The organism is Frankia sp. KB5 (assembly GCF_002099325.1).
Lineage (GTDB): Bacteria > Actinomycetota > Actinomycetes > Frankiales > Frankiaceae > Frankia > Frankia casuarinae.
Genome location: NZ_MRUJ01000060.1, coordinates 1 through 24397 on the forward strand (window position 1 = coordinate 1; position 24397 = coordinate 24397).

The window sequence follows — 24397 nt, forward strand, 5'->3', positions numbered from 1 at the left end:
CGGCCGATCCGGTCCGGCGATCCTTGTGGGTGCCGTTGGTGACCGTAGGTCGCCAAATGATACGCCCTGCGCCGCAGGGTGATCCTCGGTAGTCGCTCGTGGGCCGCCGGAAGCGCCAGAATCTGCACGGGTGGTGACCGCTTCCACGGCGCCGCCGGCCGCAGCCCCCGGCTGATCGACAGCGCCCGCAGCGGCCGTGACCTCGGCTTTCGCGAGAGTGAACAGGGCTTCCACGGCGGCCGCGGCCAGCTGGAGGTAGGCGCGGCGAGTACGTCGGCGTAGTCGAGGAATCCGCACCGGAGTATGCCTGCTGGGGTCGAGCCGGGCGTCGTACGGGATTCGGATCAGCGTGTCGACCTGGCGCCCGAGCCGGGCCGCCGCCGCGCGGGTCCGGGGCGAGGGACGGCCCCGGCGCGGCGCAATCATGGCTGCCACGATCATCGGCCCGCCGTGTCTGGCTGAGCCACCACCCGCCGCGTCCCGCAACGTACGCAGTCCGGTGAGTGTCGCCTCCAGATCGGCGGCGGTCGCGAGTGTGACGAGGATGATGAGGTCCGCGGCCTGGAGCGCCGCAGGCGTCAGCGGTGCCTTGGCCGGCGCGTCGACCAGCACCAGCGGATAGGAATGCGCGAGCAGGCCGAGCACGGACCGCAGTCCGGTCGGGGCGACGGTGTCGTCCGCGGGGACGACGGCGGCCGCCTCGTCGCCGGAACCGCCGCCGCCGTGCCGGTCGGATCCTCCGCCAACACCGCGTCGCACGGGAAGCACGTCGAGGTCCCTGGTGCTGCCTGCGGGACGACCGCTGATCATCAGAGGTAGATCGGTCACCGTACTGTCGGAGGCTTGCCGGCGGGCGACGTCGGCGACCGTCGTCGTTCCGGCCGCGCCGACCCGGATCGCGAGCGGATCACCGCGTGGTTCGTCCTCGTCCTCGGTGCCGGCGCCCACAGGCGACGATGGCGCCCCCCCGGGAGACTCCCCCGGCCAGAGATCGACCGCGAGGACCGGCTGCGCCCGCACCCCGGCGAGGGTCAGCCCGACGACCCCGGCAAGGGTGGTGGTCCCGGAGTAGGGGAACAGCGAGGTCACCGCGATCCGCCACGAACCGGGCAACGGGATACGGGCCCGGTCGCGCAGAGAGAGCCGTACCGGGATCTCTTCCCATGGCTCGAGATCGCGCACGCCGGCCCACGGCTCCTGCCACGGCCACAGCCGACCGTCCGACGACGGCCGGCGACGCGAGACGGTCTGGCCGCCTGCCGCCGCGGCCTCGGGGGTGGATCGAGACGCCGGGTCCGGCTGCGGTTGCGCGGGGGGGAGCACTGGAGCCGTCGGCTGCTTCGTGTCCGCGGCTGGCGCGGCCGGCGCGGCTGGCGCGGCCGGYGTGTAGCGGGCGACCGGCGGTGTGACCGGCACCGCGCAGACGTGGCCCGGGACGGACGATTCGGAGGGGACCGGATCGTCCGTGGGAGGGGCCTGCGCATCCCCGGGGCCGGTTACCTCGATCGGGCCGGCCGCGGCTGGCCGGCTGGCCGCGGCGGATGGAACGGTTGCCGTCGGCGGATCGGTCGGGCCGCTRATCGGCGCCGCATCCGTCGGCGCGGCCGGTGTCGGCCGCGGAGGCTGCGGATGGCGGGGCGCGGAGGCGCGCGGCGGCCGGACGCGTGGCCCGTTCGGGGCAGGCAATGGCCCGTTCGGGTGTGGTGGTACCGCAGTTGGGTCRCCACCGGCACCAGGACTCGCGGCCGGGCTGACGCCTCGGCCTGACGCGCTGCCACCCGGCGCGCTGCCACCCGAGGCGGTGTCCGCCTTCCGCGAGGATTCCACCGCGCCCGGGGGGATCGGGGTCGAACCGCGGGGATCTGCCGGCCGGGTTGGACGGCGGGAGGGATCAGCCTGGTTACGGGGCGGAATCGCCGACGGGCGGCCGGCGCGCCGGGCAGCGGCGCCGCGGGTGCGCCGGGAGCTGGTGTCCGCGCCCGTGGTCGCCCGGCCCGGCCCGGCGCCGGGTGCCTCGGTCCTGGCGCCCGGCACCGATGGCGGTGTGTCGTCGGACGTGTTTGTACGGTCCGCACCCGAACGGGCCGCCGATGTCGCATCATCGAGGTGGAATGCCTCGCTCTGCCACGCTTCGTCGAGTGGCTGCGGCGAGCCCGTCCCGCCCCGCCGTCGATGCCGTCGGCGCCCGGATCGTGAATGGGGAGGTGACTCTACGTCTTCGGTGCCTGCTGCTTCGTCCCGTATGTACTGATCGTCTCGTATGTACTGATCGTTCCGGATGGGCGGACCGTCGGGAGGGGAGACCGACGAGGGGATGCGGGCACCAATGAGCGAAACGGGCCGCGCGTCGCCTTCCTCACCGTACGGTGCCTGTGGCACATCGCTCACGCGCCGTCGACCTCCCGGCCTTCTAAGGTTAGCTAGTGCCAGTTAAGGTTACTTACTGTTATCTGCGCTCGGCTGCGGTCGGATCGATGTAACACGAGTCATTCGAGTATGACAAGCTCTGGTCGAAGCTACCCATCATGGGTGGGTCGGTGTACCTTCCGGAACCGGAGATGTGCCGTCCGGATTGAGGGGACGAACCGGCGGACGGTTTGGCGGACGGTTGGCTGTGATCCGCGACGTGGCGGGCTGGGGGCGGCCTGGACGACACGGCACCGTGCGTGCGGCAGATGGGAAAGGAGCGTCGGTGGCRCAGGACGGCTTCTCGATGGCGACGCCTCGGYCATCCCAGCGCTCCGGCGCACCGCAGGGGGTGACGCCCGCGAAATCCCCGGTCGRCTCGGCCCCGGCCCGGTCTGCTCCGGCGGCATCCGGCCGGGTCCGCACGGCCTCGGCCCGCTCGACCGGCATGTCACCGACCGTCGCATCCCGCGGCACACCGGCGCCCRCCGCCGCGGCGCCTCCGCTCGCGCCCCCTCCGCTCGCGCCGACGTCGGCCGGTGGCGTGCCGTCCCGACCCTCCGACGACGACGAAGTGCTCACCGTTGACGAACTGGTCGCCTGGTTGCGGTTGTCGGAGAGCACCGTCCTCAAGCTGCTTTCGGAACGGGCCATCCCGGCTCGCAAGGTCGGTCACCAGTGGCGGGTGCGTCGGGGGCGGGTGCGGGACTGGCTGGACGGTCGGGAATGAGCGCTCTCACCCCGGTGCCGCCTCGCTCCGGCCGGCCGCGGTGAAGCCCCGCCCCTGGCTGGCCGTCGGGCTGCTGCTCACCGTGGTCACCGTGGCCGGATGCGGCGTGTCGGGTAGTACTGCCGATCCGTCTCCCGCCCCGTCCGCCACCACGGGGCCACCGCCCGGGGCGAGTCAGGCGCCGGGTCCGCCGCTGGCCACCGCGTCCGCGCCACCAACCGGCGAGGTGGACCGGAAGGACCCGTCGGCGGTAGCCGCCGACTGCTTCACACGCTGGCAGTCCTTCGACGCCCGGACGGACCCCGGCCCGGCAGCCGGTGTCGAGCGGGCCCGCGACTGCCTCACCGAGGACTTCGCGGCCAGCCTGGGCGCCGGGGGYGCGGGCGCCGGGGGGTCCGGAACCGCTGCCGGTGGGGACGGTCAGGCGTGGCAGGAGGTGCGCGCCGCGGGCACCCACTCGCGGGTGACCGTGCTGGCGACCACGCCCCTGGGCGGGATCGACACGACGGCCACCGGTCGGGTGGTGCTTCAGCTGAACGTGCGCCGCGAGACGGCGGCGGGCGGCGCCGCCCCGGTGGTGACGCTGTCCACCCCCGCGCTCACCCTCCTGCGCCAGACCGACGGGACGTGGCGGGTCGCCGGTGCGGATCTGTCGAGCGTCGCCGGTGACGCACCGGGCCGGTGAGGCGTGATGGCCCGCGGCTTCACCCGTAAGCGTTCCCGCTGGCTGGTCTGGACGGGGGCGGGCATGGCCCTCGCCGTCGGCGGCATCGTCATGCTGGTCGCCGTCCTCATTCTGATCATCACCGGTCCCTTCATCCAGGATCAGGGCGGGGGTAACCGGACCATCAGGAACTCCGACGGCATCCCGGCCGAGTACCTGCAGACAATCATTGATGCGGCGAACGCGGCCGGGTGCGCCGAGGTGACTCCCGCCCTGCTGGCCGCCCAGTTACATCAGGAGTCGGGTTTCAACCCGCGGGCCAGGTCACCCGTGGGCGCGATGGGGATCGCCCAGTTCATGCCCGGGACGTGGGCGTCCCACGGGCAGGGCGACGTGTGGAACCCGGCCGACGCGATCCCCGCGGCGGCCCGGTACGACTGCGCGGTGGCGGCCTCGGTCGCCTCCGTGTCCRGCGCGGCCCAGGAGAAGATGCTGGCCGCGTACAACGCGGGAGCGGGCGCGGTGCTCGCCTTCGCCGGCATTCCGCCGTACACCGAGACGCGTAACTACGTCCGCACGATCCTCGCGCAGGCGCAGGTGTACGGTGACGCCTTGGAGCTCGGCGTCGACATCCCCGCTGGTTCGGTCGCCCCGATGGTCGCCTTCATGCGGTCGCAGATCGGCAAGCCCTACGTCTGGGGTGCGACCGGTCCCGACGCCTGGGACTGCTCGTCGCTGGTCCGGGAGGCGTATCGCCGCATCGGCATCGAGCTCCCCCGCGTGACGACCGACCAGCTGCGGTTCGGCCCGCAGGTCGCGGGCGTCGATCCGCAGCCGGGGGACCTACTGTTCACCCCGGGCACCGACGGCACCGCCGAGGCGCCGGGTCATGTCGGGATGTACATCGGCGACGGCCGGGTCATCGCGGCCAAGGGAGCGCGGTGGGGGGTCGTCGAATCCGACATCTCGGACTGGAGTGGGACCGTGGCCGTGACCAGGCCGCTGGCCAGGCAGCGTTCCTGATCCGGATTTCCTGCTCCGGACACTCCGGGTGTGCCGTTGCTCCGCTCAGGTAGCCGCCTGGGACACGAAGGTGGACAGCCCGTCGGCCACGCCACCGAGCGCACCGACGGCGCTGTGYACCACATCGGCGGCGTTACCCGGTGCTGTCACCGCGAAGAACAGGGCGAACAGCCCGACGCCATACGGCCAGAAGATTTTTTTCATCGAGGACCTCACAGAAAACCCAGTCGACACGGCCAGACGGACACCAACGTCGGTGCGTTACCGACAGCATGTGTGTACTCACCTTGAGTAGTCACCGCAAGATGAATCGCCGGAGCGATGAGTGAACTGCGCGGTGGCGGGGCCGGGGGACAGCGGATGGACAGGGATCTGACCATAGGTGGGCAGTAGGCAACGGATGGGTGAACGGATCTAATAGTGCATGCCACCCCGGGTCGGTTGACTTCGATTCCCGGCGCGGGGTGGCTGTCCGGGGCAATGGCCGGGGCCCGGCCGGGGAAGCTCCCGCCGGAGCCGCTCAGGACCGTCAGGACGGCGCGATGCTCTGCGCGAAGCGAAACAGGTTGTCCGGGTCGTAGGCGCGCTTGACTTGGCGCAACCGCGGAAGGTTCGCCCCGTAGTACGCATCGGCCCAGGTGGTGAGGTCCGGGTCGATGTAGTTCTGGTACGCCGACGACGACATGAACGGCGCCGTCGCCGCCACCGTGGATCGCAACCAGCTCTGGTTAGCCTCCTTGTCCGCAGGGGATGCGTCGACGGAGTAGCCGGCGACGAACTGGGCGCTGGCGAGCGTGTTGCGGTGYACGAACGCCGTGTCACCCGGGCCGACCCGGTTGATCGCGCCGCCCCAGGAATCCAGGATCACGCCACCCGGACCGGCCCCGGGTGTGCGCTGGCGTCGCTCGAGCGCGGCGAGYATCGTCTCGATCCCGCCGGCAGGCATCGGTTCGGTGAGGAATGCCGAGGCAGCCCGTTGGGCCACCCGTGGCAGGGTGCCTCCGGGCGTCCGGTCGCGCAGGTGGCACGCGTCGACGCTTTTGCCCGCGCAGCCCGCCTCAAGYAACATCGTCTCGAGATGGCCACGCTGGGCGACGAAGGTGCTCGAGGGCCTCCGGCCGACGGCGGCGACGAGGTCGGCGAGTCGATCCCGCAGCCACGTGATCCGCGTGTCGTCGGCGCCGCCCGCGAGCACGCCGCTCACCCGCAGGGCTGGGCTGCCGGTGGCCCCGGTCGTCGGCATCGAGGTCACGACGCAGGTCGACCACAGGTCCTCCGGCGCGCCGCCGCTGTCGGCGATCCAGCCCTGCCACGCGGTGAGCACGTCCGCCGCCACGTCCCAGGGCCAGCGGTAGGTGAACAGCGCCAACGGTGTCGCCCGATGGGTGGCGAAGGTGAACGACGTCACGATGCCGACGTTGCCCCCGCCCGCACCGCGTAGCGACCAGAAGAGGTCCGGCTCGGTGTCGGCGTCGGTGCGCACGGTCTCCCCGGAGGCCAGCACGACCTCGGCGGAGACCATCCGATCGCAGGTCAGACCGTAGCGCCGGCTCAACACTCCGATGCCGCCGCCGAGGGCGAGCCCGGCGATGCCGACGGTCGGGCATGATCCGGCTGGCAGCGCCAGCCCGTTCTCGGCGAGTGCGGAGTAGACGTCGATCAGCAGCGCTCCGGCCCCGATCAGCGCGGTGCCGTCGGGCCCCGGCCGGACCGACGCCATCGCAGTCACGTCCACGACCAGCCCGGTCGTCGTTGAGTAACCCCCGTAGCTGTGGCCACCGGCCCGCGCGACGAGATGTATCCCGGTGGAGCGGGCGAAGTCGATGCAGGCCGTGACGTCCCCCGCGGACATGGCACGGACCACCGCCTGCGGACGTACCGCGTCGAAAGCCGGGTCGAACAGCATGCTGGCGACGGCGTAGTCCGGATCGGTCGGTCGCAGCAGCGGACCGGTCAGTCGTTCGTCGAGCGTGCGCCAGTCGATCTCCGTCGGTATTGGGTGGGGGGCGTCCTCCTGCTGACAGGCGCTCATCAGGCCGCCACCGAGCCCGAGCGCGGCGAGCCCGAGCCCGCCGGCTCCGGCTGCGGCGGTCCGTAACACCGATCGTCGGTCAGGCTCGTAATCCACGGTCAGTCCTCACGGCTGCTACGAGTCCGGGGAGTGGACGATGGTCGTCACGAGTCGTCCGACCATCCGTGCCATCGGCGACAGCCTAGGTCACCGGCGACACCCTAGGTCACCGGCGACACCCTAGCCCGGTTGGGCGACGGTCGTGATGGTGCCGTTCGGATCGATGCGGCGCACCCGATCGTTGCCGTTGTCCGCGATGTAGAGCGCGCCGCTGCCGTCGACCGCGACCGAGCTCGGGTTCTTGAACTGGGCCGCGGTCGCCGGGCCGCCGTCGCCGCCGGAGCCTTCGCCGCCGGTGCCGGCGATCGTGGTGATCACGCCGTTCGGGTCGACCCGGCGGATCCGGTGGTTGCGGTAGTCAGCGAGGTAGAGCGTCCGGCCGTCCGGGCCGACGGTCAGCGACGGCACGTTCAGCCTGGCCCGGGTGGCCGGGCCGCCGTCACCCGAGAAGCCCCCCTCACCGGTCCCGGCGACGGTGGTGATGATCCCGTCCGGGGTCACCTTCTGAATGGTGTCGCTGGCGAGGTCGGCGAAGTAGAGGGTGCCGTCGTCGGTCATCTGGAGATCGTTCGGGCCGTTGATCTTCGCTGCGGTGGCCGGGCCGCCGTCGCCGGTGTAACCCGCGACTCCGGTGCCCACGTACGTGGTAATGATCCCCTGTGGGCTGATCTTGCGGATCCGGTGGTTTTCGTAGTCGGAGAGGTAGACGCTGCCGTCCGGCCCGGTGGTCACCTTTTCCGCACTGTTGATCTTCGCCGCGGTGGCCGGGCCGCCGTCGCCGCCGTAACCGGCGTCACYGGTGCCGGCGATCGTGGTGATGATCCCGGCTGGGCTAATCTTGCGGATCCGATTGTTCTTCGCGTCCCCGATGTAGATGTTGCCGGCCTTGTCACGGGCGGTCGATCCGGGCCCGTCAAGCTGCGCCGCGGTGGCCGGGCCGCCGTCGCCGCTGATCCCGCCGGCTCCGGTGCCCGCGAGGTCGCTGATCGCCCCGGCGGGGGTGATCTTCTGGATGCGGTCCGTCGCGAGGCTGGAGACGAGTAGCGAGCCGTCGGGATCGACATCGACGCTGTAGGGGCTCAGGCCCTGCACCGACAGCGCCGTTCCCCGGTAGGCGGTTGCGAGGCGTGCCGTGCCGCCGCCGCGGTCACCGCCGCGGCTGCCGCCGCCCGAGTTCGTCACCGCTGCCACGATGCCGACGGTGATGGCGACGATGACGACGAACGCGACCGCTCCGATGATGAGCGGCGTCCGGTTACGGGCGTTCGGACTCGACTGGTGCCCGGCCTGGCGGGTGGCGGCCGGCGGTACCCCCGCCATCCCGTGCACCGGTCCCCCCGGACCGGGCCGGTACGTCTGGCCGCCGGGACCGCCGGGGGCACCCGGTCCGCCTGGGGCATCCGGTCCGCCATAACCGGGGCCGAGCGACCGCGGCGGTGGGGTCGACCGCGGCGGTGGGGTCGACCGCGGCGGTGGGGTCGACCGCGGCGGTGGAGTGTTGCCCGGCGGGAATCCACCCCAGCCCGGCCCACCCGGTGGTGGATATCCCCCCATCGGATGGCCGGCCGGACTACCGGGTGCTCCGGGGCTACCGGGGAAGCCCGGACTACCGGGTGCTCCGGGGCTACCGGGGAAGCCCGGTCGACCGGCGGCCGGCGGGCGCGGGGTGGTCGAGGTGGCGAGCGCCGCCTCCCGGATCTCGTCGTCGATCCGCACCTTGACGTCGGACCGGGACAGCCAGGTCGGGCCGAACGCGCGGCTGCTCGCTCGGGCGAGTTCCAGGGCGAAGTCGGCGGCGTCGGCGAAGCGGATGCTCGGATCCTTCGCCAGCGCCCGCAGGATCACCGCGGAGACGGGTGGCGGAACCATGGTGAGCGGTTCCGGCATGATCGTCAGATGGTGGTGGGTCAGCGGTTGCACCGCCATCTGACGGCCGAACAGCGGCCGGTTGGCGATCATCTCGTAGAGCACACCCGCGAGGGCGTAAAGATCGGTGGACGGGAAGAGACKCGTCCCCATGATCTGCTCGGGAGCCATGTAACGCGGCGTTCCCAGGATCGCGCTGGCGGTGGTCTCCGCTCCGTCGAAAATCTTGGCGATGCCGAAGTCGGTCACCTTCAGCAGCCCGTCGCCGGCGAACATGATGTTGTCCGGCTTGATGTCCCGGTGCAGCACTCCGTGGCCGTGCRCCGTGGCGAGGGCGGCCGCGGCCGCGAGCCCGATCGAGCAGGTGGTCTCGGCGGAGACCGGTCCCGAGCTCATCCGCTGTTTGAGCGTGCCGCCGGAGAGCAGCTCCATGACGAGCAAGCAGGTGCCCTCATGCTCCACGTAGTCGTGGATACGCACGATGTGCGGATGATCCAGTTCGGCCAGCACCCGAGCCTCGGACAGGAAGCGGGTACGCAGATCGGGGTCGTCGGAGGTGTCCAGCAGGATCTTGATCGCGACCTTGCGGCCGATGAGCCGGTGCTGGCCGGCCAGCRCGAGCCCGTAGCCACCCCGGCCCAAGTCGCCCTCGACGGAGTAACCGGGAAGCGCCGCCTCCACCCGAGATTTATCTATCAACAAGGTCCAGATCCGTCCGCTACCACGCCGGGCATCCGCTGTACCGCCACCCGTGCGCCGAGAACCATCCTGGCCTGCAATGACGCCCTTCGTCGGATTCCTGGTGATCCTACGGCCCTGACCCCCCATTCCCTACCCCCGGCAGGCCGATCCGGCGTGCCGGATCGGCGACACGGGCATGCCGACGGGGCTGACGAGCGCMGCCGCCGCCGCAGTGCGGATGATGGGCACTGCGGCACACGTTGAACCTGCGAGGAAGGGCATCCCACGTCATGTCGACAACCGAGCCCGCTGCCCCGGTGGCTCCGCTGGACATCACCGCGACCGAGGAATGGGCGGCGCTCACCACGCATCTGCGCGAGATCTCCGAGGTGTCCCTGCGGGATCTGTTCGCCGCCGATCCCCGGCGTGGCGAGACGTTCGCCGCCGAAGCGGACGGACTCTATCTTGACTACTCCAAGAACCGGCTGACCGCGCGCACCGTCGAGTTGCTGACCGCGCTGGCCCGGCGCGCCGGGCTGGCGGACCGGATCGAGGCGATGTTCCGGGGCGAGAGAATCAACGTCACCGAGAACCGACCGGTGTTGCACGTGGCGTTGCGCGCCCCGGCCGGAACCCGGATCGAGGTGGATGGCGTCGACGTCGTCCCCGACGTGCATCGGGTGCTCGACGCGATGTCCCAATTCGCCGACCGGGTGCGGTCGGGGGACTGGCTGGGGGCCACCGGTGAGCGGATCCGGACGGTGGTCAACATCGGCATCGGCGGCTCCGACCTGGGACCCGCCATGGCCTACGACGCCCTGCGCGACTATGCCGACCGGTCGATCGAAGTCCGGTTCGTCTCCAACGTCGACCCCACCGACATCTGGGAGGCCACCGCCGATCTCGATCCGGCCAGCACCCTGTTCATCGTCTCGTCCAAGACGTTCACCACCCTGGAAACGATCTCCAACGCGCGGGCCGCACGGTCCTGGCTCACCGGCCTGCTCGGCGAGGACGCCGTTTCCCGGCACTTCGTCGCGGTCTCCACGAATGCCGAGAAGGTCGCCGAGTTCGGTATCGACACCGTGAACATGTTCGAGTTCTGGGACTGGGTGGGCGGCCGGTACTCGGTGGACTGCGCGATCGGCCTCTCGCTGATGATCGCGATCGGGCCGCCGAACTTCCGGGAGTTCCTCGCCGGTTTCGCCGCTATGGACACGCACTTCCGGACGGCTCCGTTCGAGCGGAACCTTCCGGTTCTGCTCGGTCTGATCGGCCTGTGGTACCGCGACTTCTTCGGTACAGYGACGCACGCGGTGCTGCCCTACAGCCACTACCTGGGCCGATTCCCGGCTTATCTCCAGCAGCTGGACATGGAGAGCAATGGGAAGTCGGTCGATCTCACCGGGCGGCCCGTGTCGACGCCGACCGGACCGATCGTCTGGGGGACTCCCGGCACGAACGGACAGCATGCGTACTACCAGCTCCTGCACCAGGGGACAACGATCGTTCCGGCCGATTTCATCGGCTTCGTCCGGCCGAACCATCCCGGGGTGGGCACGGCGGATGGCGCCGGGGTGGACCAGCACGCCCTGCTGCTGGCCAACTTCCTGGCGCAGACAGAGGCCCTCGCGTTCGGCCGGACAGCCGCGGAGGTGGCCGCCGAGGGTGTCACGCCGGACCTCGTTGCGCATCGGACCTTCCCGGGTAATCGACCCTCGAACACCCTGCTGGCCCAGAAGCTGACTCCGTTCGCCCTCGGTCAGCTGATCGCACTGTACGAGCACAAGGTGTTCACCCAGGGGGTCATCTGGGGGATCAACAGTTTCGACCAGTGGGGCGTGGAGCTCGGCAAGGTGCTGGCCGGTCGGATCATTCCGGAACTCGGGTCCGAGCAGGAACCGGAGCTGGGGCATGACAGCTCGACGAATGCTCTGATCAAGCGTCTGCGGGCCGGCTGACGCCCGCCGGGGATCCAGCCAACCGAGGCATGTTACTCTGCGTAATCGATCGGGGGTGGCCCCGCGCGGTGACGACATCGGGGGGTGGAAGTCATGCGGGTGGATGCTGGAGCCTTGCGGATGTCCGTGCGGCGGACAGGCGAGGACGTGCTCATCGAACTCGCCGGGGAACTCGACACGGCCGGGCGGCTCCGGTTCCGTGAGCAGATCGGCGAGCATCTCGGCCGGGGCGGGGGGACGGTCACGGTGGATGTCGCGGGCCTGCGCTCGATCGACGTCCCGGGGCTCGCAGCTCTGCTCCGCGCCGATCTGCTGCTCCGCCGGGTGCACTCATGTCTGGAGATCCAGGCACCCACGCCGGCGTTCGCCGCGTTGTTGCGGGAGGCCGGTCTCGACGGTCGGCTGCGGGTCGGTGGGGGATCCCGCCGCCGCTGACCGCCCCCTCGACTGTCCGCATCCCGCGGGCTGGGAGACGGCTCAGCCGATGAGCGGTGACGTCCGATCGCCCGATGACGCGGGTGCGCTGGGGGTGGCGGGTGCGCTGGGGGTGGCGGGTGCGCTGAGGGCTGCGGGTGCGCTGAGGGCTGCGGGTGCGCTGAGGGCTGCGGGTGCGCTGGGTGACGGTCGTGCACCGGATGGTCCGGAGTCACCCACCGAGGCGGTGCCGTCCTCGGTGACCAGGGAGAGCAACCCGCGGGAGCCGATCAGACGTTTCTCGATTCCGCCCATCATGAGCATCCCCGCCATTACGAAGAGTGGAAAACCGAGCACCATCAGCAGGACGGGTGGTGTGAGACTCACCGAAAGACCCCCAGGCTGGCTTACGGATCTGATCGGCACCATGGACGCCGTACCGTAGGCGTTACCCTCGGACCTCCGTTGCTCACGTCCCGACAGTCGTCTCACCCGACTCGGGTGTCCACCGGGTTCTCCCCGAGGGGGCCGCCGATTCCGGCCGGGTGGAAGAATGAACCGCAGCTCAGAGGTCTGTTTCGGGATGCGTGTTGTTCCCGGTGTCCGCGGGCTCGTACCCTTCCCCCAACATGTCTGCGCGGCCCGCTCCATTGCCCGCTTATAGCGGCCGTCCGTGGGTTCGTGACGCGGACCTGCTTGCGCGTCTCGACCTGCTCTCCGAGCAGATCGATTTCGCCCTCGCCGAGATAGCCCTGCGGCGGGCCGCCTACCAGCGAGCCTGCGAGGAGGAGGCCGCCTGGCCGTGGGCGCCCGTCGGCGTTGAGGTACTGAGCCGGCCGTCCGTGGCGCAGGCTCTGGCCGGCGAGCTCGCCGCCGTCGAGCGGCTGCGGTTGTGGGCGCAGGAGATGTACTGGTTGCAGGAACAGGCGCGGCTGCGCGGACTGCTGCGCTGAGCGCGCGGGCGCGGACCCCCGCTAGCCAGTTCCTGGCGAGGGGTCTCCCGTCCCTGCTGAGGGGTCTCCCGTCCCTGGTGGGGGGCCTCCGGTTCCCGGCGGGGGACCGTCGAGCGCGTCGAACAGCCGGCGGCCGAGGTTTGCCGCGGCGACGTTGCCCCGGTGCAGATACCGGGTGATGCCAGCCTCCAGGCTCTCGGCGGCGTCGTCCTTGCGGCCGGCCCGGTAGAGAACCTCGGCGCGGGACAGCAGCGCATGTCCCTGGCCGTCGACGTCGTCGGTGCGGCTGGCGAGATCGACGGCGGTGTCGGCGAACCGGAGGGCCTCGGCATCGCGGCCGCGCAGCGCCAGGAGCTTCGCGTGGACCCCGCACCATCCGGCCTGGGCCGGTAGCTGGTCGGCGGCGGCGGCGTCCCGACACCGGGTGACATACTTGCCCGCGTCGTCAACCTTGCCGAGCCGGACGAGAACGTCGGCGAGTGCCGCGGCCCGGTTGGCCAGGAACGCGCGTTCCCCCATCCGGGACAGCTGCCGGCAGCTTCGCCGCAGCTCCCGCTCGGCGACTGCCAGCTCGTCGGCGAGCAGCGCCACCCGGGCCACGACGAACCCGCCATGAAAGGGGTCGGTCCGCGGGGCGCGCAGGTCGTGAACGATCTCCTCGGTCGCCTTGAGATGGATCCGCGCGCCCTCCAGATCCCCCGACATGGCGGTGAGGACCGCGAGCTGGGCGAGCACGGCCCGACGCAGAGCCCGGTCGTCGCCGGCGGCGTCGAGGGCCTCGTTCGCCCGGGTGATCCCGACGGCGACCGGCCGGGGCCCCCAACTCATGAGCATGGTGAGCTCGCGGCGCAGCGACTGCGCGGCCCGGGGCACGCCGGACTCCTCCGCGTGCCGGACGGCGTTCTCCATCGCCCGCTCGGCCGCGGCGAACTGCCCGGCCGCCAGGTAGGCATTGGCCTGGCTACGGCAGGCGAGCGCCGCGCCGACCTCGTCGCCGGCCTGCACGAAGTTGGTCAGGCACACCGCGGCTTCGGTCAGCGTCCTGGCGACCAGGCCCTCCGGATCGGTGGAGAACAGCACCCGCAGGTACGCGAGCCGGGCGTGGGCCCGCAGGCCCTCCTCCCCGGCGCGCCGGGCCCGCTCGGTCACCTGGCGCAGGATGCGCTCGGCGTCGGAGAGYCGGCCGAACGAGTACAGCGCCCAGCCGAGGTCGATCTCGGCCCGTAGCCGCAGTGGGTCCGTCTCGGGCAGCAGGGTGATGGCCCGCTTGAGCAGCTGGGCCGCGCCGGTCTCGTCGCCCTGGCGCACCCGGTCCGCCGCCTCGATCAGACAGGTCGCCGCGGATCGGCCCAGCTCGATCGTCTCGGTGTCGCGCTGCCCGATCTCCACCCGGTAACGAAACGCCTGCTCCAGATGGTAGCCGACCAGTTCGTCGTGCTCACCGGGGCCACCCTCCAGCCGGGTCTGCAGCCACTGGGCGAACCGCTGGTGCAGATCGGCGCGCTGCCGTTTGGYGGTGGACTGGTAGGCGCAGTCGCGCAGCAGYACGTGCAAGAACCGAAACGCCTCGACGCCGGGCAGGTCGGACCGGTCCGGATGCACCAGTTCCTTGCGGACCAGGCTCAGACAGTGGGCGGCGACCATCGGCTGTTCGCTCGGGTCCGACAGGTCGATGACAGCGTCGAGGTAGAAGCGTTCCCCCACGATGGCGGCGCGTTCAAGGACCCGCCGTTCGGGCGGGTCGAGCCGGTCGAGCCGGGCCGCGAGCAGGGACGAGATGGTCGGCRGCACCGTCACGTTGCGCAGGCTGCCGGTGGCGATCCACCGGCTGCCCTCCCGGCGCAGCAGGCCGTCGTCGACGAGGGCCGCCACCATCTGCTCGACGAACAGTGGGTTGCCGGCCGCGGAGGTAGTGATCCGAGAGACGAGGGCCGGGTCGAGGTCGTCGGAGCCCATCAGGGTGCGGATCAGGCGCTGGCAGCGCGCCTCGGTCAGCGGCGCCAGCAGCATCGAGGTGGCGTTGAGCTTGCCGCCTCCCCAGTCCCGCCGCTCCTCCAGCAGTTCCGGGCGGGCCAGGCACAGCAGCATGATGGGGGCGTCGCGGGACCAGTCGGCGATGTTCTCCAGCAGGTCGAGCAGGGTCGGCTCGGCCCAGTGCACGTCGTCGAACCACAGGATCAGCGGGCGTCGGGCCGCCAGCGCCTGGAAGAAGGACCGGACGGCCCAGAAGCTTTCCTGCGGACCGAGTTCCGCGCCGCCCAGCCCCACCAGGGGCGCGAGCGCCTCGACGATCTCCGCCGCCTGGGTGACACCGTCGAGCAGTTCCCGCAGCCGACGCCGCCCGTCCGGGGCGCTCTCGTCAGCGGACAGACCAGTGGCCTGGCKCACCATCTCCATCAGCGGCCAGTAGGCGATGCCCTCGCCGTAGGACAGGCAACGCCCGGTGAGCACGGTCGCCCGGTTCGCCATGGCCGCGCAGAACTCGCCGACCATCCGGGACTTGCCGATGCCCGCCGGGCCCAGCACGGTGAACAGGTGGCAGGTGCGTTCCTCGACCACGGCCTCGAAGGCGTCCTGCAGCCGGCGGCGTTCCCGGTTACGCCCGATGACCGGGGCGGTGAAGCCGTGGGTCGGGGCCCGGCTGCCGGGACCCGCGGTCGGGTCTACCAGCCCGATCAACCGGTGCACCCGCAGCGGGTCGCGCTTGCCCTGGACGACCAGGGGGCCGAGCGGGCTTACCGTGACGCTGTGCCGGATGAAGCGGTAGGTGGTGTCCCCGATGAGGATCTCGTCGGGGGGAGCGGCGTGTTCCAGCCGGGAGGCGACGTTCACCGGATCGCCGGTGACGCCACCGCCTGCGACGGTCACCTCGCCGGTGTTGATCCCGATCCGCACCCGCAGTTTCAGGCCCCACTCGCGCTGCAGGTCGGCATTGAGCGCCTCCATCGCCGCCCGGATGTCGAGGGCGGCGCGAACCGCGCGCAGCGCGTCGTCCTCGTGCAGCACGGGAATRCCGAAGACGGCGAAGACGGCGTCGCCGATGAACTTCTCGACCGATCCGCCGTGGGTGTAGATCACTTCACGGACGGTGGTGAAGAACCGCCACATGACCTGCTGCAGCGGTTCGGAGTCGATTCTCTCGCCGATGTCGGTGGACCCGGTGATGTCCACGAACATGATCGTCACGGTCTTCCGGGCGCCGCTCCCCGGGGTGGGAAGGGGGTTCCCACATCCGGAGCAGAAGCGGGCCCGCTCGTGGTTGTCCTCCGCGCATGTCGGGCACGGCACCATGTGCCGGATGGTAGGCCGATCGCGACCCGATGCGGTGGGGGATGCGCGTACCCGACGCGCCTGAGGTGACCCATCCCACGCCGGTGCCACCGCCGGGTCCCGGCCGGGACGGCGCGACCCGGACGGCTCATCCGCCGGCGGCCAGCCTGGCGCGGTCATGACGGCAGCTCCCGCCGCACCGCGAGGAGCGCCGCCACCTGGGCCAACACTCCCCAGCCGACTACTCTCCAGCCGGCCGCGTTCACCTCGACCGCCCCGCAGCCACCGAAGACCAGCACACTGCCGGAACCAGGGGTGACCAGACTCAGCAGGATGCGCAGCGTCGTTGTCTTGCCGGAGCCGTTCGGCCGCAGAAAACCGGCGATGTTCCCTTCCCGCACCGTGAAACTCACGTCCCGGACGGCGCGCTGGGACCCRTATCGCTTGGCCAGATGGTCTATTTCAACGACGGCGGTGACGAGAGCCTCCCGGCGGAGGTCCGAGCGGGGCAATATCTACGGTAACCTGTCACCGTTCCAGATCCACCGGCGGCTGTCACCGCTGGCTGGGTCGCGGTCGCCGGCCGGGAGATCGGTACTTCCCGCGGGGGCTCCCCGAACCGCGATCCCCCGAGGAGTTTTCATGGACGCTCTCGCCTGCCTGATGACGCGCCGCACAGCGACCCGGCTCGTCGAACCCGGTCCGACGGTGGAGCAGATTATGATCATGCTTGGCGCCGCCACCACGGCGCCGGATCACAAGATGCTGCGGCCCTGGCGCTTCGTGGTTGTGCGGAGCGATGCCCGCGCCACCCTGGCTGCGGCGATCAAGCGGGCCGCCGAGGCCCTCGGCGGGTTGCCCGAGCCGGTCATCCGCAAGACCGCGGGCAAGGCCACCCGTTCCCCGGCGCTCATCGCCGTCGTCGCATCCCGTGTCGGTTCGAAGGTTCCGGTCGCCGAGCAGGACGCCTCGGCCGCGGCAGCGGCGCAGAACATCTGCCTGGCCGCGCACGCGCTCGGCGTCGCCTCGGCCTGGAAGTCGGTGCCGATGCAGGACAGCGCCGAGGTCCGGGGGGCGTTCGGGCTGACGTCGGACGAGGTGCTGGTCGGCTGGGTGGAGCTCGGGACCCAGGCGGACACCGCGCCGCTGCCGGCGCGGCCCGCCGTTCGGCTGGCCCAGGTCGCGACGGAGATGGAGGTCGACGGGACGCTGGTTCCCGTGGCGGCGGACGATCGGATCTCCCAGTTCGGGCAAGTGACCACGGTGTGAGCGGCAGGTTACCTAAGCTGGAACACAGGTCTTGAGATCGGGCGGCCTGGACCGGGGTATGACTCCGGCTCCCGAGGTGCGACGGGAGGTACGCCGTGTATGGCGGTCTTCGAGGCCGTGGCGGTCTTCGAGGCCGTGGTGGTCTTCGAGGYCGTGGCCGTCTCGGCCTGACCGTGGCCGGAGGGCTGCTGCTCGCGCTGGTCGTCGGATGCTCGGAGCCGGGGTCGAGTGGGTCCGGCGGCTCGGTCGCCCGGCCGGGCTCGGTGGTCACGCCGAGTGCGTCGTCTCAGGACCCGGGCGGCCCGGGCGCGCTCGGGACCTCCGCCGCGGCTGCGACGCCTGACGTCTCACGGGCGCCGGRCCCCTCCGGAACCTCCGCCGCCCCGGACGGTGTCGCGTCACTGCCGGTGCCGACTCCGCGAGCATCCTCCGTCTTCGTCGGAGAGGCCTGTTCCCCCGCCGAGGACACCTCGCCCGCGACCGCCGTCAACGGCCTTGTGCTGTTCTGCGCGCCCGTCGGCGGGACCGGCCCGGCCGGCATCGGTCGATGGTCCACGGAGCCGCCCGCCCCGGCTCCCGTGGTTCGGCCGGATGAGGGCGGGAACTGCGACCCCGAGGACGTCGGGCGCATCGTCCAGGACTCCGCCGGCCGCCCGGTGTCCTGCCTTCGGGACCCGACGGGCACCCTGACCTGGTCCGACATCTCCTGAACTACGTCGCCACGTCGCCACGTCGCCGGGATGATCAGCCGTTGCGGCGGGCCCGGCGGGTGGTGAGGGCCTCGGCGACGGACCAGAGAGCCGGCAGCACCAGGGCTCCGAAGACGGTCGCCCATGCCCACGGATGATCGGCCAGGTAGGGCACGACATCGTCGTGTAGCCAGGGGAAGAGCCGGTCATGGATCACCGGAACGACACCGGCCGCCGCGAACACCGCGATGAGCCCCGCTCCCACGACCGCCAGTCCTCCGGGCAGGTGCCGCCAGCCGGTAAGTCCGATCATCAGCAGGCCGATCAGGCCGACGACGATCCCCAGGCCGCCGACGATGCCCGAACCGGTCAGCCCGCCGGCCGTGCCGAGGCCGACCAGCGCTGTTCCCACCGCGATCGTCATCCGCCGCCGGCCGTGCGTGACATCCCGGATCATCTCGAAGGCGAGACGGGTGACGGTCCGGGCGAGGAACGCGACCGGCCGCAGGGGCCGTGGCAGCCGGCGGGTCGATGTGGCCCAGGCGACGACCACGGCCACGATCTGGGCCAGGGCGGTCACCAGAACCGGGCCCTGCGCCGCGTCGGTGATGCGCTCGTCCGAGACGCGGCAGGCCTCGAGTACCTTGTCCACCGCTCGCGGGGGCAGCGCGCCGGGCGTGACGGGGACGCCGCTGAGCCCGGGTGGCCGGGGCGGTCGGCGCGCCAGAGCCGAACTGTCGACGCCGGCAGGCCGGTGGGCACCGGTCTGTCCCGCGGCGATCCTGGCGGCCACGGCCGCGGCCAGCGAGATGACCTCGGCGCCGCGCGGCTCGTCCAGGTTCGGGGAGCCTGTCCCTTCCGGTACCGCCGAGGCCCCCGGTCCGGTCGTCGTCCCGGGCCGGCTCGGTTCCACGGTCAGGGCCCGGTCGACGGCGGCGAGGAAGTCGGCGGTGGGCCGCGGATCGACCCCGGCCTTGTTGTCGCGCCGCACCGCCTCGGCGACCCCCACCAGCTCCTTGGCCGCGATGTCCCGTTGGATGCCGGCGGCGACCCAGGTCGCCGTGACCGGAAGGTTCGGCGGCACGGGGGCGTCCGGATCGGTYAGAAAGCCAAGCTCGTCGAGTACCTCCCGCGGCGCCGGGATGCCGGCCACCTCGGTGAGATCGTCGACCAGATCCACCAGCCAGCCCCGGCGGGCCAGYGCCGCGGCGTGGGCGTGACCGGCGGGGACGGCGGTGTCCCGGCGGATCACGAGCCGGCGTGGATCCAGCATGATCCGGACCAGCCAGCCCGCACCGTCCAGCCGTCCCCACATCCAGTCGTTGGCCCGCCACGAGGACTTCGCGAAGGCGCCGAAGTTTCCCAGCTGCAGGCCTGTGACCTTCTCCTCGGCCAGTGCGCGGGCGGGATCGAGGCGGTTCGGTAGATCCGCGCTGATCTGGACGAGCTCAACCGGTTGGTCGAGGACCGCGGCGCCGGTGCTTCGTTCGACCAGGTGCACGTCGAGCACGGCGATCAGGGCGTCCGCGGGAGTCGACGGGAGGTACCCGACGAAGTCCGCGAGGGTCCGGGCCGCCACCGCCCGGCGCTGGCCGACGCTGAGACCCTCGGGCCTGGTCTCTGGTCCCGCCGGAGGCCGGGCCGCGGGGGACCGCCGGTCCACGAGATCGGTGAGCTCGGTCCGCAGGGTCTCGATCATCCGCTCCAGGGAGCGCCAGGCCCGGGTGAGCTCGTCCTGCCCCGCGTCGCCCTCCGGGTCGGTCCGCAACCAGCGGCGGGCAGCCTCGGCGATGACGTCGAGCAGCGGTGCCCCGGCCATCGCACCGAGGGTCTCGCTGACCGTCGTGAAGACGCCGGGCCGCAGGGCCGCGGTGGCTGTGGTGGCTGTGGTGTCGGTGTTCCGGATGGTGGCGTGCGATGCGCCGTGCACGGCCGCCGCGAGCCGGGCAAGTCGGATCCGGTCCGCCGGCTCGGGGGAGAGGACGTACCCTTCGTTGATCATGTTGATCAGTAGACCCTTGGCGGCGTCGAGCGCGGGTCGGCCCAGCCGCCACAGGTCGGCGAGGTCGGCCGTGGTCGGCAGCCGGTCGGGAAGCATCTGGATCACGGCGTTGACCGCGGCGTTCGTCATCCGGGCGGGTCCGGCCGCGTCGGTGCGCAGCGCGTCGGTGTCCGGGGGACGGGGCAGATCGAACCGACCACCGAGGACGCGCAGCAGCGCCTCGATCACCGGTGGGGCGATCTCCTCTGCCAGGCTGCGGYGGTAGGCGTCATAGACGCTCTCGTCCGCTAATCGGGGACCACCGGCCGGGGCGAGGCGCAGCAGCCGTCGCCGGTTCGCCCGCGTACCGCGTACGGCGCTGTTGTGGTCGCGCAGCGTCGCCAGATCTGTACCGATCGACTGGTTCAGCGCCGCGCCGAGCACCTGGAGAAGGGTGGGGATCACCGTGGGTGGCACAGGCAGGGCGGGCGGTGTGGACGTCCTGGTTGGTGCCGCCGGATTCGTTGGTGCCGCCGGATTCGTCGGTACCGGCATCCGCGGCGAGGGCACGACGTAGGCGAGCACGCGACGGACTTGGCGTTCGGCGGGCCGGTCGAAGATGGCCGCCAGCGCCGGTCCGATCGGGCGGTTGACCAGGATCCCGCCGTCCGATGCGTGGAATCCGTGGGAGGCGTTGACGTAGCGGGCCATGTCCGGGTGCGCGGCGTCGACGGCGTGCCCCACCGGCACGTAGGCCGGCTCGAAGGCGCCCGGAAAGGCGGAACTGGCCCGTGCGGCCAGGGCGAGACGGGGGACCGCGCCAGGGTCGGTCAGGTCCTGCGTGCCGAAGGCGAACAGGCCCCGGTGGTCGACGTCGTACATGGTGCCGCCGAGTGAGTCGGCGTGCTCGGCGACCTCGCCGCGCAGGATCGTCGTAGTGATGAAGACCGATGTCGGGCGGTCCATGCCGGCTCGGTCCATGCCGGCTCGGTCCATGCCGGCTCGGGCCGTCTTCCCCACCGCTGTCAAGGCGGTGTGCAGCGCGGGCAGCACGGCGGTGTCCCCGTGCAGCAGCGAGGGATACGTCTTCTCGTGGGGGGTGCGCATGAGCGCGTCAAACGAGCCGAGGGACAGCCACAGGTCCCGCAGCGGGGTGAGATCGGCGTGGTGGGTGTTCGCGTAGCCCAGCATGGCGGCGTTGATGCCACCGGCCGAGGTGCCGGCGAGTACGTCCACACTGACCTCGACGTCGAGGATGGCCGCCAGCCGGGCGTAACGGGCAGCGACGGCGGCGTCCGCGTCGTCGGCCCGGTCACGGTCCGGGCTGGTCGCAAGGTTGATCTCGGTGGCGACCCCGCCCATCCAGACGGCGAGGCTCGCGCCACCGGTCATGACGACCGCGAGCCGTACCTCCTGGGTGGCCGGGTCGCGCATGAGTGGCAAGAGTAGACGTGCCCGGCCCCGGGCCTTCCCCGTTTGTCGGAGAAAAGTTGGATCGCGACGACTTCTTCCCAGCCGCCACTCTTGTCAACGGGTTACTCGTGAGTAGCATGGGAACAACGTACTCACGAGTAGCTAGCCGRCATCGGCCGATCACGGTGTCCGGCGGTCCCGGGAAGGAGCCGTTGATGGGCCACTACCGGAGCAATCTGCGAGACATCGAGTTCAACCTGTTCGAGGTGTTCGGGGTCGATCGCACGCTCGGCACCGGTCCCTTCGGGGAGATGGACRCCGAGACCGCGCGCGAGGTGCTGGCCGAGCTCGATCACCTCGCCTCCGGACCCGTTGCCGAGTCCTTCACCGACGCCGACCGTCATCCACCGACCCTGGATCCGGCGACCGGGTCGGTGACCCTGCCGGAGTCGTTCAAGAAGTCCTACCAGGCCGTTCTGGACGGTGAGTGGTGGCGGCTCTACCTTCCGCCGCACCTGGGTGGGCTGGGTGCGTCTCCGACCGTCGCGTGGGCGGCCTCGGAGCTGCTGCTCGGAGCGAACCCGGCCATCTTCATGTACATGGCCGGGCCGACGTTCGCGGCGATCCTGCACCGGCTCGGCAACGAATGGCAGCGCCAGCTCGCCGAGTTCGCCATCGAACGGCACTGGGGCGCGACGATGGTGCTCACCGAGCCGGACGCGGGTTCCGACGTCGGGGCCGGTCGTACCAGGGCGATCGAGCAGCCCGACGGCACCTGGCACATCGAGGGCGTGAAGCGGTTCATCACCAACGGGGACTGGGATGTCCCGGAGAACATCATCCACCTCGTGCTCGCCCGGCCGGAGGGGCACGGCCCGGGGAGTAAGGGCCTGTCGATGTTCGTGGTGCCGAAGTTCATGCCCGATCCGCGGACCGGCACGCCCGGYGCCCGTAACGGCGTCTACGTGACGAACATCGAGAAGAAGATGGGCCTGAAGGTCTCCGCCACCTGCGAGCTGCGGTTCGGTGAGCGGGCGCCGGCGGTCGGTTGGCTGGTCGGTGACGTCCACGAGGGCATCGCCCAGATGTTCCAGGTGATCGAGTACGCCCGGATGATGGTGGGCAGCAAGGCCATCGCCACGCTGTCCACCGGATATCTCAACGCGCTCGAGTTCGCCCGCACCCGCGTCCAGGGTGCGGACCTGGCCCGCGCGTCGGACAAGACGGCACCGCGTGTCACGATCATTCATCACCCGGATGTCCGCCGGATGCTGATGATGCAGAAGGTGTATGCGGAGGGCATGYGTTCACTGGTGCTCTACACCGCGACGTTCCAGGACCGGGTTGCGCTGGCCGGCGAGCGGGGGGAGGCCGACGAGCTCGCCGAACGCATCAACGACCTGCTGCTCCCGATCGTCAAGGGGGTCGGCTCCGAACGGTCCTACGAGCTGCTCGCCTCTTCACTGCAGATCCTCGGTGGTTCCGGGTACCTGCAGGACTATCCGATCGAGCAGTACATCCGCGATGCCAAGATCGACACTCTCTACGAGGGCACCACGTCGATCCAGGGCCAGGACCTGTTTTTCCGGAAAATCGTCCGGGACCAGGGGCAGGCGCTGGCCTCCGTGCTGGGCGAGATCCAGACGTTCGTGAAGGGCGAGGCCGGCAACGGCGCGCTGCGGGCGGAGCGGGAGGCGCTGGGGGTGGCCCTTGAGGACGTCCAGAGCATGGTGAATTCGCTGGTCGGGTTCCTCACCGGCGCCGCCGAGGAGGCCGCCGCGATCTACAAGGTCGGCCTGAATACGACGAGGCTGCTGATGAGCCTCGGTGACCTGATCATCGGATGGCTGCTCCTGCGCGGCGCCGAGGTAGCCCTGCGGACCCAGGATTCTCCGGCGTCCGCCGGGGCCCGGCCCGCTCGGGACGCCGCCTTTTACCAGGGCAAGGTGGCCGCCGCGCGCTGGTTCGCGGCCAATGTGCTACCGGAGTTGACGGCGCGCCGGGTAGCGCTGGAGTCCACCGGCCTCGGGCTCATGGAACTGCCGGAGGAGGCGTTCTGATGTTGCCGCGGCGGGGTTGCGTTCTTGCCGCGGAAGGGTATATGGACCGGTATGGGAATCCCGTTGAGTCTTTTACTCTTGGCCCTCGGCGCCATCCTCGCCTTCGCGGTCCGCTCCGAACCGTCCGGGCTCGACATCACGGCCGTGGGCATCATCCTGATGTGCGTCAGCGCCATTGGGCTCGGCCTCACCCTGTACCGCGACCAGTGGCGCAGGAAGATCGTCGAAGAGTCGGTCGAGAACGGCGTGCCCGCGCCCAGACCGCTCGATGACGGCATCATCGTCGACCCGTCCGCTCCGTTCGAGGCCCCGCACCGGCGCGAGCTGGGACTGACCCCCGAGGAGGATCGTCGGCTGAACCCCTCACGCCATCCGGAGGCGACCTACGGTGACGGGCAGCCGGCCATCCACGTGCACGTCGAAGGGGACCACCCCCTGTCGCCGCACTGAACCGTGCTCGTTCACCGGTCCGCCTGCCCACCGCCCGGTCCGGTTCCCTGGACGGTCCGTGGGGACGGACCAGGGAACCCGGCCGGGCGCTCGTCCGCGGGGGCGAGCCGGGATGGTCTGTTCAGGAGGTGCGTAGCGGCGGGAACGCCTGATCGAGCTCGTTGCGCATGTCCCGCTTGAGGATGTCGTCGGCGTCCGAGGAGGACTGACCCTCGAGCAGAAACCGAGCTACTCGTAGGGTGAGGTCGACCCGCTCAGCCAGGTTGAGCGTGCCGGTGAACCGGCCGCTGGAGTTGGCGGAGGTCAGAACCTTGGCGACGAACTCGTCCGCGGCCTGCAGTGCCTCCACTCGCGTCATGGTTCCACCTCTTTGTGCCGGAAGCCGGTCAGAGGCGCAACCGTACCAGGGAGCGGAATCTGGGCCGTTGTGTGCCCC

General features: G+C 71.0%; 19 protein-coding genes. 10 read left to right on the top strand and 9 right to left on the bottom strand.

The features are described from left to right. On the bottom strand, positions 1-1182 hold a 1182-nt coding region (locus KBI5_RS07000), incomplete at its 3' end, for a hypothetical protein (RefSeq protein ID WP_133056966.1). A 1768-nt stretch (positions 1183-2950) separates the two neighbouring features. Between KBI5_RS07000 and KBI5_RS07005 the strand changes: the two genes are divergently transcribed. From KBI5_RS07005 to KBI5_RS07015, 3 genes are read left to right on the top strand one after another with little or no spacing between them, the layout of a single operon-like run. After that, a complete protein-coding gene (locus KBI5_RS07005; RefSeq protein WP_035729276.1) occupies positions 2951-3136 on the top strand; it encodes a helix-turn-helix domain-containing protein in 186 nt (61 codons plus the stop codon). Between the two features lie 40 nt (positions 3137-3176). Further along, positions 3177-3821: a hypothetical protein gene (locus KBI5_RS07010; protein ID WP_051623764.1), complete on the top strand. Its 645-nt coding sequence runs from the start codon at positions 3177-3179 to the stop codon at positions 3819-3821. Between the two features lie 6 nt (positions 3822-3827). Continuing rightward, positions 3828-4823 carry an NlpC/P60 family protein gene (locus KBI5_RS07015; protein WP_085014711.1) on the top strand — a complete coding sequence of 332 codons (996 nt, stop codon included), beginning with the start codon at positions 3828-3830 and terminating at the stop codon, positions 4821-4823. A gap of 45 nt (positions 4824-4868) precedes the next feature. On the opposite strand, the gene KBI5_RS26905 is transcribed toward KBI5_RS07015, so the two are convergent. From KBI5_RS26905 to KBI5_RS07025, 3 genes are all read right to left on the bottom strand, one after another. Next, a complete protein-coding gene (locus KBI5_RS26905; RefSeq protein WP_023840589.1) occupies positions 4869-5027 on the bottom strand; it encodes a hypothetical protein in 159 nt (52 codons plus the stop codon). 325 nt (positions 5028-5352) lie between these two features. Further along, the gene (locus KBI5_RS07020) at positions 5353-6951 is read right to left on the bottom strand and encodes an FAD-binding oxidoreductase (protein ID WP_085014712.1); all 1599 of its coding nucleotides are present in this window, start codon (positions 6949-6951) and stop codon (positions 5353-5355) included. 123 nt (positions 6952-7074) lie between these two features. Next, positions 7075-9522, bottom strand: a complete 2448-nt coding sequence (locus tag KBI5_RS07025; RefSeq protein WP_085014714.1) for a protein kinase — start codon at positions 9520-9522, stop codon at positions 7075-7077. A gap of 269 nt (positions 9523-9791) precedes the next feature. On the opposite strand from KBI5_RS07025, the gene pgi reads away from it, so the two are divergent. Both pgi and KBI5_RS07035 read left to right on the top strand, forming a co-directional pair. Further along, entirely contained in the window at positions 9792-11462 is a 1671-nt protein-coding gene (gene pgi, locus KBI5_RS07030; protein WP_085014716.1) for a glucose-6-phosphate isomerase, read from the top strand. Positions 11463-11555: 93 nt separating this feature from the next. Continuing rightward, complete coding sequence (locus KBI5_RS07035) at positions 11556-11897, top strand: STAS domain-containing protein (RefSeq protein WP_011434522.1); 342 nt, start codon at positions 11556-11558, stop codon at positions 11895-11897. A 42-nt stretch (positions 11898-11939) separates the two neighbouring features. On the opposite strand, the gene KBI5_RS07040 is transcribed toward KBI5_RS07035, so the two are convergent. Further along, a complete protein-coding gene (locus KBI5_RS07040) occupies positions 11940-12263 on the bottom strand; it encodes a hypothetical protein (RefSeq protein ID WP_051623763.1) in 324 nt (107 codons plus the stop codon). Positions 12264-12526: 263 nt separating this feature from the next. Here KBI5_RS07040 and KBI5_RS07045 point away from each other — a divergent pair, with 263 nt between their 5' ends. Further along, positions 12527-12829 (top strand): hypothetical protein, encoded by a 303-nt coding sequence (locus KBI5_RS07045; RefSeq protein WP_235462843.1) that lies wholly within the window; start codon positions 12527-12529, stop codon positions 12827-12829. A gap of 21 nt (positions 12830-12850) precedes the next feature. On the opposite strand, the gene KBI5_RS07050 is transcribed toward KBI5_RS07045, so the two are convergent. Continuing rightward, complete coding sequence (locus KBI5_RS07050; RefSeq protein ID WP_241882717.1) at positions 12851-16120, bottom strand: adenylate/guanylate cyclase domain-containing protein; 3270 nt, start codon at positions 16118-16120, stop codon at positions 12851-12853. A 155-nt stretch (positions 16121-16275) separates the two neighbouring features. Next, positions 16276-16611 carry an ATP-binding cassette domain-containing protein gene (locus KBI5_RS07055; protein WP_043590414.1) on the bottom strand — a complete coding sequence of 112 codons (336 nt, stop codon included), beginning with the start codon at positions 16609-16611 and terminating at the stop codon, positions 16276-16278. 130 nt (positions 16612-16741) lie between these two features. On the opposite strand from KBI5_RS07055, the gene KBI5_RS07060 reads away from it, so the two are divergent. Together KBI5_RS07060 and KBI5_RS07065 are read left to right on the top strand one after the other, a co-directional pair. After that, on the top strand, positions 16742-17368 hold the full coding sequence (locus KBI5_RS07060; RefSeq protein ID WP_011434526.1) for a nitroreductase: 627 nt from the start codon (positions 16742-16744) through the stop codon (positions 17366-17368). Between the two features lie 173 nt (positions 17369-17541). Beyond that, positions 17542-18078 carry a hypothetical protein gene (locus KBI5_RS07065; protein WP_085014719.1) on the top strand — a complete coding sequence of 179 codons (537 nt, stop codon included), beginning with the start codon at positions 17542-17544 and terminating at the stop codon, positions 18076-18078. A gap of 34 nt (positions 18079-18112) precedes the next feature. On the opposite strand, the gene KBI5_RS07070 is transcribed toward KBI5_RS07065, so the two are convergent. Continuing rightward, a complete protein-coding gene (locus tag KBI5_RS07070) occupies positions 18113-21472 on the bottom strand; it encodes a patatin-like protein (protein WP_085014720.1) in 3360 nt (1119 codons plus the stop codon). Between the two features lie 194 nt (positions 21473-21666). Here KBI5_RS07070 and KBI5_RS07075 point away from each other — a divergent pair, with 194 nt between their 5' ends. Together KBI5_RS07075 and KBI5_RS07080 are read left to right on the top strand one after the other, a co-directional pair. Next, complete coding sequence (locus KBI5_RS07075) at positions 21667-23511, top strand: acyl-CoA dehydrogenase (RefSeq protein ID WP_085014721.1); 1845 nt, start codon at positions 21667-21669, stop codon at positions 23509-23511. A 63-nt stretch (positions 23512-23574) separates the two neighbouring features. Then, positions 23575-23961, top strand: coding sequence for a hypothetical protein (locus KBI5_RS07080; RefSeq protein WP_232234807.1), 387 nt, complete (start codon positions 23575-23577; stop codon positions 23959-23961). A gap of 121 nt (positions 23962-24082) precedes the next feature. On the opposite strand, the gene KBI5_RS07085 is transcribed toward KBI5_RS07080, so the two are convergent. Continuing rightward, positions 24083-24319, bottom strand: a complete 237-nt coding sequence (locus KBI5_RS07085) for a hypothetical protein (protein WP_011434531.1) — start codon at positions 24317-24319, stop codon at positions 24083-24085. Positions 24320-24397: the final 78 nt, after the last annotated feature.